The sequence below is a fragment of the Nocardia sp. NBC_01388 genome (assembly GCF_045040085.1).
Classification (GTDB): domain Bacteria; phylum Actinomycetota; class Actinomycetes; order Mycobacteriales; family Mycobacteriaceae; genus Nocardia.
Window position 1 is genome coordinate 398,053 of sequence record NZ_CP109553.1, and the last position, 13,666, is coordinate 411,718.

10 protein-coding genes are annotated in these 13,666 nt (G+C 65.8%); 5 read left to right on the plus strand and 5 right to left on the minus strand.

Features of this window, described 5'->3' with window-relative positions:
* Nucleotides 1-107: 107 nt before the first annotated feature.
* Complete coding sequence (locus OG716_RS01870) at nucleotides 108-923, plus strand: sigma 54 modulation/S30EA ribosomal C-terminal domain-containing protein (RefSeq protein ID WP_405135980.1); 816 nt, start codon at nucleotides 108-110, stop codon at nucleotides 921-923.
* A 217-nt stretch (nucleotides 924-1,140) separates the two neighbouring features.
* Nucleotides 1,141-4,185, plus strand: a complete 3,045-nt coding sequence (gene uvrA / locus OG716_RS01875) for an excinuclease ABC subunit UvrA (RefSeq protein ID WP_405135981.1) — start codon at nucleotides 1,141-1,143, stop codon at nucleotides 4,183-4,185.
* 287 nt (nucleotides 4,186-4,472) lie between these two features.
* Here the strand turns inward: uvrA and OG716_RS01880 are convergent, their stop codons facing one another.
* The 4 genes from OG716_RS01880 to OG716_RS01895 all read right to left on the minus strand — a co-directional run bounded on the left by OG716_RS01880 (nucleotide 4,473) and on the right by OG716_RS01895 (nucleotide 10,426).
* Nucleotides 4,473-6,545, minus strand: coding sequence for an ATP-binding cassette domain-containing protein (locus OG716_RS01880; protein WP_405135982.1), 2,073 nt, complete (start codon nucleotides 6,543-6,545; stop codon nucleotides 4,473-4,475).
* 38 nt (nucleotides 6,546-6,583) lie between these two features.
* Complete coding sequence (locus OG716_RS01885) at nucleotides 6,584-7,738, minus strand: type III polyketide synthase (RefSeq protein WP_405139455.1); 1,155 nt, start codon at nucleotides 7,736-7,738, stop codon at nucleotides 6,584-6,586.
* Between the two features lie 105 nt (nucleotides 7,739-7,843).
* A complete protein-coding gene (locus OG716_RS01890; RefSeq protein WP_405135983.1) occupies nucleotides 7,844-9,304 on the minus strand; it encodes a fatty acid desaturase in 1,461 nt (486 codons plus the stop codon).
* A 276-nt stretch (nucleotides 9,305-9,580) separates the two neighbouring features.
* Nucleotides 9,581-10,426, minus strand: a complete 846-nt coding sequence (locus OG716_RS01895) for an LppX_LprAFG lipoprotein (protein WP_405135984.1) — start codon at nucleotides 10,424-10,426, stop codon at nucleotides 9,581-9,583.
* Between the two features lie 258 nt (nucleotides 10,427-10,684).
* Here OG716_RS01895 and OG716_RS01900 point away from each other — a divergent pair, with 258 nt between their 5' ends.
* Nucleotides 10,685-11,521 carry a class I SAM-dependent methyltransferase gene (locus OG716_RS01900; protein ID WP_405135985.1) on the plus strand — a complete coding sequence of 279 codons (837 nt, stop codon included), beginning with the start codon at nucleotides 10,685-10,687 and terminating at the stop codon, nucleotides 11,519-11,521.
* 4 nt (nucleotides 11,522-11,525) lie between these two features.
* Nucleotides 11,526-12,137 carry a TetR/AcrR family transcriptional regulator gene (locus tag OG716_RS01905; RefSeq protein ID WP_405135986.1) on the plus strand — a complete coding sequence of 204 codons (612 nt, stop codon included), beginning with the start codon at nucleotides 11,526-11,528 and terminating at the stop codon, nucleotides 12,135-12,137.
* Nucleotides 12,138-12,184: 47 nt separating this feature from the next.
* On the opposite strand, the gene OG716_RS01910 is transcribed toward OG716_RS01905, so the two are convergent.
* Nucleotides 12,185-12,556 (minus strand): DUF1844 domain-containing protein, encoded by a 372-nt coding sequence (locus tag OG716_RS01910; protein ID WP_297608495.1) that lies wholly within the window; start codon nucleotides 12,554-12,556, stop codon nucleotides 12,185-12,187.
* A 326-nt stretch (nucleotides 12,557-12,882) separates the two neighbouring features.
* Between OG716_RS01910 and infC the strand changes: the two genes are divergently transcribed.
* On the plus strand, nucleotides 12,883-13,623 hold the full coding sequence (infC, locus tag OG716_RS01915; RefSeq protein WP_355128947.1) for a translation initiation factor IF-3: 741 nt from the start codon (nucleotides 12,883-12,885) through the stop codon (nucleotides 13,621-13,623).
* Nucleotides 13,624-13,666 lie beyond the last annotated feature (43 nt).

Genomic DNA, 13,666 nt, shown 5'->3' on the forward strand with positions numbered 1-13,666 from the left:
TTTCCAAAAAATAGCCCGGCTTGGGACTTTCGACTCTGTTTGCGGCGCTCACTCACGTGTTGCCATAGGAGCAGGTTGCCGGGTCGGAAACGGGAAGTGGGTCGGTTATGGGCGCGTATGACGTGTGGACGAGTGGGATCGATCCGGACTTCGTGGTGACCACACGCGGACCGGTTCCGCCGGCCGAGGTGACCCGCGTGGTGCGCAGTCTGGGCAGGATTCTGCGCCGCCACGGGGTGGAAGGGCCGGTGCGGGCACGCCTGCACTGGCCCGACTCCGATGAGGGGACCGCTCTCGCCCAGATCTCGATCCGGACGCTGAGGAAGGCGCTCCGGGTGCAGGTCGCCGGGCCGGGTCTTTTTGCCACCACTTTCGCGCTCGAGCGCCTGGACCTGCGGCTGGGCTGCTCGCCGGAGGAGGTGTCGCGACCATGGCCGGACCCGGCTCGCCCGAGTCTGGCCATGGTCAGCGGCCCGCGACCGATCGTGCGGCGCAAGGACTGCCGACTACAGGTGGCCACCGCCGAAGCCGCGGCCCGGACCCTGGACGCCATGGATTACGACGCGCACCTCTATATCGACGCCGAGACCGGCGCCGATGCGGTGGCGTGCTGGAGTGGTCAGCTCGGCGTGCGGCCGCTGCGTCAGCACCGCGACGCTGTTCCGGCGCTGCACGAGGACGACGCCGCGGCGCGGCTGTGCATGGGCGGGGTGCCGTACCTGTTCTTCATCGATCCCGACATCCGCCGCGGCCGGCTGCTCTACCGCCGCTTCGACGGCGATCTGACCCTGGTCACCGCCGCGGGCACCGAGGATCGCCCCCGTGAGCGCGGTTTACAGCCGCGCGCCATTGTGGTCCCGTGTGTGCGTCGCGCCACAGGTGTATCGGCAGGCATTCTCGCGGTCACCGAGAGGTTGGCCTGATCTTTTCGCCAGGTGACAACTGGTTTCGTTAGGATCGGGGTAACTCCCGGGGTACCGCCAGAACTGGCGACGCTCGGCGACCGGCGGCACGCGTACCCAGTAGTTTCGGCTCTCAGCCGTGCGCCAAAGTTCCGGGGAGGCGAACTTGTCGGTGGGCGGGCCTAGCATGGCGTCGGGGGATTGACTTCTTGATGCCGAAACGTTGGAAGGATGGCCGGTGGCGGATCGCCTGACGGTGCGCGGAGCGCGAGAGCACAACCTCAAAGGGGTCGATATCGACCTACCTCGCGACAGCCTCATCGTGTTCACCGGGTTGTCCGGGTCCGGTAAGTCCTCGCTGGCGTTCGACACCATTTTCGCCGAGGGACAGCGCCGGTACGTCGAGTCGCTGTCGGCGTACGCCCGGCAGTTCCTCGGGCAGATGGACAAGCCGGATGTGGACTTCATCGAGGGACTCTCGCCCGCGGTCTCGATCGACCAGAAGTCGACCAACCGCAATCCGCGGTCCACGGTCGGCACGATCACCGAGGTCTACGACTACCTGCGCCTGCTGTTCGCGCGCGCGGGCACGCCGCACTGCCCGACCTGTGGCCATCTCATCGAGAAGCAGTCGCCGCAGCAGATCGTGGACCAGGTGCTGGCCATGGAGGACGGCATCAAATTCCAGGTGCTCGCCCCCGTGGTGCGCACTCGCAAGGGCGAATTCGTCGATCTCTTCGAATCGCTGCACGGACAGGGCTACTCCCGCGTCCGGGTGGACGGCGTGGTGTATCCGCTCACCGAGCCGCCGAAGCTGAAGAAGCAGGAGAAGCACGATGTCGAGGTGGTCGTCGACCGTCTCGCCGTGAAGTCCAGTTCCAAACAGCGCCTGACCGATTCGATCGAGACGGCGCTGCGGCTGGCCGATGGCATCGTGGTGCTCGATTTCGTGGATCGTGATGAGCACGCGCACGATCGGGAGCGCCGCTTCTCCGAGAAGCTGGCCTGCCCGAACGGGCACCCCCTCGATATCGAGGATCTGGAACCGCGCTCGTTCTCCTTCAACTCGCCCTATGGCGCGTGCCCGGACTGCACCGGCCTCGGCATCCGCAAGGAGGTCGATCCGGATCTTGTTGTGCCCGATGCGGAATTGAGCCTGGGCGACGGCGCCATCGCGCCGTGGTCGCGCGGGCAGACCGCCGAATACTTCACCCGGCTGCTGTCGGGTCTGGCCGAGGCGCTCGGCTTCTCCATGAAGACACCCTGGCAGGACCTGCCGCTCAAGGCACGAAAGGCCGTGCTGGAGGGCAGTTCCGAGCAGGTGCACGTCTCCTATACCAACCGGTACGGCCGGAAGCGTTCGTACTACGCCGATTTCGAGGGTGTGATGCCGTTCCTGCAGCGGCGCATGGAGAGCACCGAATCGGAGGCGATGAAGGACCACTACGACGGGTACATGCGCGATATTCCGTGCCCGGTGTGCAACGGTGCGCGGCTGCGGCCGGAGATTCTCGCGGTCACGCTGCGGGCGGGGGAGCAGGACCTGTCCATTGCGGACATCTCCGAATTGTCCATCGGCGGCGCGGCCGACTTCCTGAACTCGCTGACCCTGGACGACCGGCAGGCCGCGATTGCCGCGCAGGTGGTCAAGGAGGTGCAGGCGCGCCTGGGCTTCCTGCTCGATGTGGGTCTGGAGTACCTGTCGCTCTCTCGCGCGGCGGCCACGCTCTCCGGTGGTGAGGCACAGCGCATCCGGCTCGCGACGCAGATCGGTTCCGGACTGGTCGGCGTGCTGTACGTGCTGGACGAACCGTCCATCGGCCTGCACCAGCGCGATAATCGCCGCCTGATCGAAACCCTCACACGGCTCAAGAATCTCGGCAATACCCTGATCGTGGTCGAGCACGACGAGGACACCATTCACGCCTCGGACTGGGTGGTCGATATCGGCCCGCTGGCCGGTGAGCACGGCGGCCGCGTGGTGTACTCCGGGCCGTATCCGGGGCTGCTGACGAACAAGGAATCGCTGACCGGCGCATACCTTTCCGGGCGGATGAATATCGAGATGCCGCTGCTGCGGCGGCCGGTGGACAAGAAGAAGCAGCTCACCGTGGTCGGCGCCACCGAGCACAATCTGCGCAATGTCGAGGTGAACTTCCCGCTCGGCGTGCTCACCGCGGTCACCGGCGTTTCCGGCTCGGGTAAGTCGACGCTGGTCAACGATATTCTCGCGACCGTTCTCGCCAATAAGCTGAACGGTGCACGGCAGGTGCCGGGCCGGCACACCCGCATCAACGGTCTCGACCATCTGGACAAGCTGGTGCAGGTGGACCAGTCGCCCATCGGCCGCACCCCGCGCTCGAATGCCGCGACCTACACCGGCGTCTTCGACAAGATCCGGACGCTGTTCGCCGCGACCACCGAGGCCAAGGTGCGTGGTTATCAGCCGGGCCGGTTCTCCTTCAATGTGAAGGGCGGCCGCTGCGAAGCCTGCTCGGGCGACGGCACTTTGAAGATCGAGATGAACTTCCTGCCGGATGTGTATGTGCCGTGCGAGGTCTGCCACGGCGCGCGCTACAACCGGGAGACCCTCGAGGTCCACTACAAGGGCAAGACCATTGCCGAGGTCCTCGATATGCCCATCGAGGAGGCGTCGGAATTCTTCGAGCCGATCTCCTCGATCCACCGCTATCTGGCCACCCTGGTCGATGTCGGCCTCGGCTACGTCCGACTGGGCCAGCCCGCCCCGACCCTGTCGGGTGGTGAGGCCCAGCGCGTGAAACTGGCCGCTGAACTGCAGAAGCGCTCCACCGGCCGCACCGTCTACATCCTCGACGAGCCCACCACCGGCCTGCACTTCGAGGACATCCGCAAACTCCTCAAGGTCATCAACGGCCTCGTCGACAAGGGCAACTCCGTCATCGTCATCGAGCACAACCTGGATGTCATCAAGACCTCCGACTGGGTGATCGATATGGGCCCCGAAGGCGGCTCCGGCGGTGGCACCGTCATCGCCGAGGGCACCCCGGAAGACATTGCGGCCGTACCGGAGAGCTATACCGGCCAGTTCCTCCAAACAGTCCTGGACGCCCAGCCCGCCGCCCCGGCCAAGGCAACCGCCGCCAAGAAGGCCCCCGCAAAGAAGGCAGCCGCCAAGGCCGCGGCCGAAAAGGCGACCGCTAGCGCGCCCGCCAAAAAGGCTGCCGCCCAGAAGAAGCCCCCAGCAGATGCCGCCGCGAAGAAGGCGGCGGCAGCCCGCCGCAAGGCAGCCGCACTCCGCTGAGTCACGCGCCCCGGGGCAGATCCCAGCCCCGGGGAGGAAGCCCAGTCCTGGGGCGGATGGCCCACCCCGTCATCCCGGCGCGTTTTTGGCCGGGATCCATACAGGTGGGGCTGCACCTCAGCGGTGGATCCCAGCCAAAATCATGCCGGGATGACGAGGGAGCTCTGCCTCCCTGGATGACCAGTGTTTCCGCCTTCCAGGATGGCGGGACGCTTCGGCCATAGGTAAGGCCCCCGCCGAATCTGGCGGGGGCCTTGTGTTTCCTTGTGTTTCGCGGGACCGGGCTGCTACTCCGAGTGCGACGCCACTCCTGCTGTCGCGGCGGCTTCGGTGAGTTTGCCGAAGTCGAGTTTGACGAGCTGGTCGGCGAGGTGGAAGTAGCGGTCGTCGTGGGTGATGACGATGACCGTTTTCCGGCGGGCCTTGAGGTCGGCGAGGATCTCGGTGTAGAAGACGTCGCGGAACTTGGGTTCCTGGTCCGCGGCCCATTCGTCGAAGAGGTAGATCGAGCGGTCCTCGAGCAGGGCGGTCAAGAGCGCCAGGCGCTTTCGCTGACCTTGGGACAGGTCGATGGTGGACAGTCGCCCGTCCCGCACGGTCACCTTGTGTGCGATCTGCAACTCTTCGAGATAGTGCTGCACCTCGGCGTCGATGCCGGGACGGTCGAAGCCCAGGTAGTCCTCGAAGAGGTGGAAATCGGTGAAGATGGCCGACGAGTTCTGCCGGAACCATTCGACATTCTCGTGATCGATCTGCTCGCCATTGAGCGACAGCGAGCCGGTGCGCGGCACATACAGTCCGGTGATCAGCTTGGCCAGCGTTGATTTCCCGCTGCCGTTGCCGCCCACGATGAAGGTGATCTGCCCGGGCTCGAAGGTGAGATCGATGGGGCCCAGCGAGAATCCGGCCGCACCCGCGTCCCCCGGCAGTGCGCTCATAGGCACCGGCTTCCCGTCGTGCCCGCCGTGATCGACCCAGCGATGGCCGTTCACATCCGGTCCGGTGGGATGCCCGCCGCGCCGCGGGGGCGGTGGCATGCCGGGCCGATGCGTCCCGACACCCCCGGGGTGAGATCCGGGGGCTCCGGGATGGCCTCCCGGACCCGCGGGCGGGGGACCCTCGGGGTGCGGTCCCGGCCGCCCCGCTCGGGCGCCCGGCTGCCCAGGATGTGTACCCGGCGCGTCGGGATGTCCGTTCGGACCTGCCGGGTGAGCACTCTCCGGGTGTGCGCCGGGCCGGTTCGGCTGTGCGCCAGGCTTTCCCGGCCGTCCGGGCCCTGCCCCCGGATGCGGCCCGCTGCCCGGAGTGGGACTTCCGGGCCCCTCCGGGAACGGTGACGGCGCTTCGAAGCGGTAGGTGTAGCCGACATTCGTCAGCTGCAGCCGTGCCTCGGTCACCGCGGGCCGTTCGGTGAAGGGCAGTTCGCTCTCGTCGTGAACGGCTTCCATGGACAGGTTCATGCCGCGGATCTTCGCCAGCGCCACATCACCGCGCAGCAGGTCCGGAATCCGGTTCATGAAGTTCTGCATGGGCATGGCCAGGAACGTCGTCACCAGGACGTATCCGAACATGACATCGCCGGGCAGTTTGAGTGCCTTGGCGATCACGAACAGAATGAGTGCCATGGTGGCGAGTTGCAGCACCTGCCCGAAGCCCTGTGCCACAGCGAATTTGGACCCGGCTTCGACATTCTGCGCCCGCAGTTTCTCGGCCGAGCCGAGCAGCTGCCGGTCCATGAAGTCCTGGCGCCGGCCGCGGTGCAGCTTGAGCTCCTTGATGCCGAGCGTCACGGCGGTGAAGGCGCGCAGCAGGGCGTCGTCGTTCTCCCGCGCCTGGCGGTAGAGACCGCGCACCCGCTTGAGAATTGTTTCGACACAGGCGATTCCGAGCAGGGTGCCCGCCACGGTGATCACAAAGAGCGGCCCGGACAGAATCGACAGATACGCCAGGCAACCGAGGATGGTGGTCACATCGATGCAGATGCTCGGGATGGCGGTCACCGCCTGCGACAGCGATCGCACATCCTCGGTCAGCGTCGCCATCAGGCGGTGCATGCCGAGCCGTTCCAGGTGTTCCAGTGGCGCCGAGACGATTCCGGAACTCAGGTCCGCCCGCAGCCGGTAGATGGCTTCCTGCGCGAGCCGGATCAGCAGCACCTGCGAGATGACACCACTGACCAGAATGACCACTGCCGTCAGGGCGAAATGACCCAGCGTGGCGTCCGGATGCGGTCCGGGCGAGACGACGCCGCGAATGAGGGTCACCAGGTAGGTATTGGCGACACCGCAGACGAGACCGGCCGCGATAACGGCCGCGATCCGCATCCAGGAGATCGAGATGAGGAATCTGATGAGTTGCATTGGCTGCTGATTTCTTTGAATAGTGCTGTGCGCGTGGACTACTGGCGGACGATGTCGAAGACGATGCCCTCGAGGGTCACCCCGGGCGCGAAGGAGAACGCCACACCGGTCGAGAGGGGCTTGCCGCTGCCGGCCTGCCGGATCATCTCCTCCAGTACGAAGATCAGCGAGACGCTGAGCATATTGCCGTAGCGCGCCAGCACATCCCAGCTCACTGCGGCCTGCTCTACCGGAATGCCGAGGGACTGCGCGGACTGCTCGATGATCTTGGGCCCACCCGGGTGGATGGCCCACAGGTCGATATCGGATTTCCGCAATCCATTGCGGTGCAGCACTTCCGAGACGACGGGGCCGACGCCCCGCAGGATGTACTGCGGCAGCTCCTCCGATAGCTCGCAGGTGATGCCGTTATCGTTGACACCGAGCACGATGCCGTCCTCCGCATCGTCGAACAGGTAGCTGAAGCTGTCCCGGATGACGATCTTGCCCGGCGCCAGCGGCTGCTGCACCTGGCCCGCGCCGATGACGACCGCACCGCAGCCGTCGCCGAACAGGCTGTGGATGATGACGTCGTTGATATTGTCGTCGAAGACGGCATTGACCGAGCTGAGCTCGAGGCAGATGACCATCGCCTTCTTATCAGGGTGTGCCCGAACGTAATCCACGGCGGTGCGCATACCGTTCATAGCGGCCGCGCAGCCCATGAAGTTCACCACGACCCGGCCGACCGATTTGGCCAGTCCGAGCTGCTTGACCACGGCCACATCCACACCGGGCGCGATGAAGCCGGTGCTGGTCACGAAGACCAGCAGCCCGATCTGGGTGGCCGGATCCTCCAGTCCGGCGATCGCCCGCCGCGCCACGTCCACGGCCAGCGGTACCGCGTGCTCGTAGAACAGGTGCATCCGCTCCCGGATGGTGGCCGGCCGCGAACTGAACGGCAGGAAATCGGGATCGAGCGGATCGATTGCGAGCCTGCGGGTCTGGATGCGGGTCTTCTGGTAGATCCGCGGAATCCGGGCCTGCTGAACAGGATCGGAGAACCGCTCGGCAACCCGCGTAGCGGCTTCGGCCTGGTCGTGGATCTCGAGCGGCGAACCCGTTGCGATGCTTTCGATGACGCCGACCGTGGTCGGCGGCGCCGGCGGCAGTACGGGCTGAACCAGTCCGTAGCCGCGCTCACCGCCCGTCACCCGAGCCGTCGCCGTGGGCGCAGCGCCCCCCTCACCAATGGTGATAGTCACGAAATTACTCCCCTTCTTTCGATGAAAATGTGCGCGGCGATCAGCGGAATCGGTTTACACCGTGCCGATTCCGGTGAAGCCCTGAACCGTGTAGACGGCGCAGGTCTTCAAGGCCGACGGCGCGAAATGCTCGCGGAAGAAGCCCCAGTTCTGTTCCTTCGCATCGTCCGAACGTGCCAGCAGGTACGTCCGGATCTGCTTCGGGAAGCGGTCGGTGAAGAAGCTCTTCGCGGGCAGCCATTCGACATCGAATTTGGCTGCCTCCTCGCGCAATACATCCTCGGTGGCGATATTGGCGAAGCCACTGCGCTGGTACGGCAGCACGTGGTGCACCCGGTGCGAGCTGAGCCCGGCGGACAGGAAGCAGTCCACGTAGCGGTTGCCGATCACTTTCAGGTCGTAGGCCTGTTCCAGCTGATTGATACCCCAGTCCTCGGTATTGCTCTCCAGTTCCTCGGTCTCGACCTCGAAGTCGTGGCTGGCCACCACCAGGAAGGTGCTGATCCACAGCGAGATCACGAATTGCAGTGCCCAGGCCCAGAAGTCGCCCATCACGGTGAAGGCGATGAACTCACCGAGCAGCAGGAACCGCACGCCGAACGACCCGATGAAGTGCGGCAGCGCGCCGCCCCAGGTCCCGTACATATCCTTGATGCCCACCTTGCGGGTGAGGCGGCAGACATCGAGCAGGCGGATGGTCATGCCGGTGAGCGTGTGCCCGAACTTGTGGATGGTGTGGATCGGCACCCGGTAGAGCCGGGGGATCCGCGTCATCATGGTGAAGACGTTCTTCTTGATGTCGACTTCACTCTGGGTGTGCGGGTGGTGCAGTAGCGCGTGACCGTCCGCGGTGACGAAAGCCAGTGCGACGTAATTGAAGTCGAAGCAATTCGTGTAGATCTTGTTCATGCCCTTCTGGGCACGGTGGATCGCGTAGTGGCCGAAGCCGGCCAGTGAACTGCGCAGCAGCACCATGGCGATCACGAAGACCGGCAACGGCATCCAGCTGCGCTCGAACAGGCGCACGCCCTGCACCGCGAAGTATGCGATGGCCAGCAGTGCCACAACGATATTGAACGTTTTGTCCATCCGCTTGATGCGGGCGGCGAGCTCCGGCTCCTTGAGCCGCTTCTTCACCTGGTGGAGCAGATCGTCCTTGTTGTCGAAGCGGTAATGCGGGGTATCGCGCCAGCTGTCGAAACCCTCTTTGAACAGGAAGTCCGGCGCATTGGCCTTCGGGTGAATGTCCTCCGGCACCGCGACCCGGTCGAGCGCGTACCGCTCGATCAGCTTGCCGATCCCCTCCGGGTTCCTGTGGTACGAACCGATAATCGAGGTGATGTCACGGTTTTTCGTTCGCCCGATGAAGAACTCACCGCCCGGATGCTTGGAAATCCAGTCGCTCAGGTCGTAGGCTTTGCCGTTGTAGACCCAGACGTTGGAAACCGGAGGTGGACCCGACGGCGGGGGTGGACGGAGATCCCGCTCCTCGGTATCCGTGTGGTCGGTTGTCATCTCATTCCTCCGTGTCTGATCAGCCCTGCGCTCCGCTGATCAGGTTTCATAGCTACCCCGAAGCCATACGCACCCACAGCGTTCGAGCGATGCCTCGTTATCGTGCGTGCGGGGCCTTGCATTTCACCAATCAATTTCTTAAGCCTCGACCGAACTGGACGGTCACGCGCACCGGCACATCACGAAAGGCGGTCCGGGACTGCGGAAGACGGCTGTGCCGCCGTTCCGCCTTCCCGGACCGTTCCGTATTTCGGATGCCAGGCAGGTGCCTGCTGTTTAGCCCGCCGGCTTGGCGACGGTGACGGGCTTACCCCAGCCCGACAGCGTCAGATTCACATTGCCCGCGTCCTTGGTGACCACCGCGCGCACCAGATTCGGACCGGTGCCCGGCGAAGCGGCCGACGACGGCAGCGCCGACGCGGAGGTGGTCGGCGGCGCGACGTCCGCGATCCACAGGGTGATGGGCAGAACGCCCGCGGTCTGGCCGATGCGCGGGACGACCGGGTCGATGACCGCGGTGTCGATGGTGCCGGTGACCTTGACGGTGTTCACGCCGTCGATGGTCTCGCGGGCCTCGGCCTTCGGGTTCTGCACCTCGGCGATGACATGGGCGATGCCCTTGTCCTTGTCCAGGATGACGCCCGGATCGTAGATCTTCTCGGCCGGTCCGACGGGTGCGTACTTGGTGCCGTCACCGGCGTACAGGGTCTTGTCGACGACCAGGAACTTGGTCTCGGTCCAGGTCGGGTCGTTCTCCTTGACGCGGACCTTGGCCTCGCCGAGTGCCTGGCCCGACCCCTGCGGCTGATTGGTGATATCGGCCTTGACGTAATCGACCGGCAGGTTCGGAATATTGGTGACCTGCAGGTCCAGATGGACCGACTGCAGTGTCTGTGTGGTGCGCGAGGATTCGGCGATGAGCTGCGCACCGTCCGGCAGCGGGCCGGTGGCCGGTGCGCCGGCCGAGGTGGTCGAGGTGGAACCGGAGTCGGACGAGGAGCAACCGGTCACCAGTGCGCCCATGAGGGCGGCCGCGGCGACGACGGCCGGGACGAGCGCCCGGCGGCGCCGGTGCGAGGTCTGCGCGGGCGCAGCGCTCGGCTCGGAAATGGAATGAATCATGTACAACCCCCGAAGGTTTCGTTCTTTGTATGCGGGCAGCTGCCGCTCCCCGCGTCGTAGTATGCAGCACTCCCGCGGCGTCCCGCTCGCTCTGGCGCCACCCGAGCATCCAATCAGCACCACGTCCGCACCGCCAAGGCTTTCTGTGCGTGATTCGCGAATAACCCCAGAATTGAGGGCAGCCGCTCTTGACCGTTCCGCCCGGCCGGATCATTATGAACGTACGTTCATGAACGTTTGTTCATAAAGGAGAGTGCTGTGATCGAGATTGTCAATACCGCGCAGTCCGAGGCCTGGAACGGCTACGAGGGCGAGCACTGGGCGGGTCACTACGACCGATACGACGCCGTGAACGGTGGCTTCAATGCGCCGCTGCTGGCCGCGGCCGGAATCGGCGATACCGACCGGGTGCTCGATATCGGTTGTGGCAACGGGCAATTGACGCGACTGGCGGCCCGGCGCGCGCCCGCCGGTTCGGCCACCGGTGTCGACCTGTCGGGCCCGATGCTCGGCCGGGCCCGTGAGCGCGCGGAATCCGAAGGGGTGCATAATGTTTCGTTCGAACAGGGCGATGCTCAGGTTGTTCCGTTCCCGTCCGCCGCCTTCGATGTGGCGATGAGCCGTTTCGGCATCATGTTCTTTGCCGATCCGGTGGTCGCCTTCGGCAATATCGCGCGGGCGCTGCGACCCGGCGGCCGTCTGGCCGTACTCAGCATGCCGCCCATGCCGGGCACCGATATCGGCGTCGTATTCGGTGCTGCCGCAACACAGTTGGCGAGTATGGAGATCGGCCACGCCGGTGGCTCGTTCGCCGATCCGGACCGTATCGGCGCCCTGTTGACCGCGGCCGGATTCGTCGGCATCGGCATCCGCCATATCGAGGCCGACGGCATCTGGGGACGCGATATCCCCGACGCCACCGAATTCATCATGGGCTGGGGCCCGGTCCGCTATCACCGCATGCTCGCCGATTTCGGCAAGGACGATGCGGTGCGGTCGGCCATCGCGGGCGCTCTCGAACCCTTCGCCACCCCGGACGGCGTCCGCCTGCGCGGTACCGCCTGGCTGGTCACGGCGACCACGCCGCTACCGTAGGCCGATGTCACCGAGAAGGGCAGCGGCGCTGCGCAATAGCGACGACGATCGCGGACTGCGCGAGCATCTGATCGCCACCGCCCAGCGCCTGCTGGCCGAGCAGGGCGCGGCCGGGCTCACCGTCCGCGCCATCGCCCGCGCGGCCGGCGTCGCCGACGGTGTCCTCTACAACCACTTCGCGGACAAAGAGGAATTGCTCACCGCGGCCCTGCGCGCCCACGTCGACGCGCAACACCGCGCCCTTGGCCCGCTACCCGGCGCCGGTACCGCGACCGTCGCGGAGAACCTGCGAACCTATCTACGCGCGGGCCTGGCCCTGCACCGCGCGGTCATCCCGGTCTTCGCCGGATTGCTGGCCACCCCCGCCGTGCTCACCCGCTTCGCCGAATCCGAAGAGCACGACCAAGATTGGCGCAACGTGCTGGCGCGCTATCTCGCCGCCGAACGCGACCTCGGCCGGCTGGCCCCTGCCGCAGACCTCGAGGCCGCACTCGCCGTCCTCGTCGGCGTCTGCCACGACCGGGCCCTGACCGCCCTGCTCCCCGGCACCCCGCACACCCCGGCCGACGTGCCCGCCGTCGTCACCACCCTGCTCACCGGAATCGGTCCCGCCTGACGGGACCGGTGCCGCACCTCCGGGCCGAACCCGGATTCACGTCAAACTCAGTAGACGGGGCCGGTGTACTTCTCGCCCGGACCGGTGCCGGGAGCGTCCGGATGCGAGGACGCCTCGCGGAACGCGCGCTGCAGCGACTGCAATCCGTCGCGGATGGGACCGGCGTGCGGGCCGAGGTACTCGACGGACGCGGTGACCAGACCGGCCAGCGCGGTGATGACCCGCCGGGCCTCGTCCAGGTCCAGGTGCGGGCTGGCGGACGGATCCGGCTCGCCCAGGCCGAGCTTCTCGGCGGCCGAACTCATCAGCATGACGGCGGCCCGGCTGATAACCTCGACCGCCGGGATCTCGGCCAGTTCGCGCACGACTTCACCGTCGATGAGAGCCGATTCCTGCTCGTTCAAAGTCGCCTCACTCATGGGTAGAGCATCGCACCGACCAGGTTGTCCCTGGTCGAGGGGGCAGCCGATTCGGAGCTGCGGCGCACTGATGTTAGACTTTTCCGCGACGACCGCCCCAGACAGGTTCCTGTAACCGGCTTGGGGCATCAAGTGGAGCCCGACTCCCACCGTCTGCCGGTCTCGTACCAGGCTCGGCGGTCCGGTCGCCCACCTTTTACCGGGTGGGTATCTGTGTGGGTTTACCCCTGCTACAGGTGCGATGCAATAGTTTGCGTCGTGGATCGGTCGACTCGGGCCCCGTGTTGGAGAAATACCAACGCGGGGCTTTCGTGTTGAAATTGGGGTTGCAGTTATTGCTTGCGGTCGTTGACGAACCGCTTGACCTAGGAGGCCCCATCAGCACTGAGACTCGCATCAACGATCGCATCCGCGTACCCGAGGTCCGCCTCATCGGACCGGGTGGTGAGCAGGTCGGGATCGTGCGTGTTGAAGATGCATTACGCGTCGCCCTCGAGGCCGACCTCGACCTGGTCGAGGTCGCACCGGACGCGCGTCCGCCGGTATGCAAGATCATGGACTACGGCAAGTTCAAGTACGAGACCGCGCAGAAAGCGCGCGAGTCCCGGAAGAACCAGGTCCAGACCGTGATCAAGGAGCAGAAGCTCCGCCCGAAGATCGATGATCACGACTACGAGACCAAGAAGCGCAACGTTGTTCGCTTCCTGGACGCCGGGTCGAAGGTCAAGGTCACGATCATGTTCCGTGGTCGTGAGCAGTCGCGTCCGGAGCTCGGGTTCCGGTTGTTGCAGCGATTGGCCTCCGACGTCGCGGACCTCGGGTTCGTAGAAACTTCGGCCAAGCAGGACGGCCGGAACATGACCATGGTCCTCGCGCCTCACAAGGGTGCGAAGACGCGGGTGAAGGCACAGAACGAAGCGAGCTCGACGCCGCAGCGCAGCAGTGCGCCCGCGGCAGCGGCTCCGGCTCAAGCCCCGGCTGCAGAAATTGCTGCCCCGGCAGCCGAACCGGCAGCTCCGGCTGCCGCGCCGGCGGCTGAGGCGCAGGCGGCCAGCCCGCAGCAGTAATAACGATCATCCGGCGGCGCGCCCTGGCGCGCCGCCGGCACGA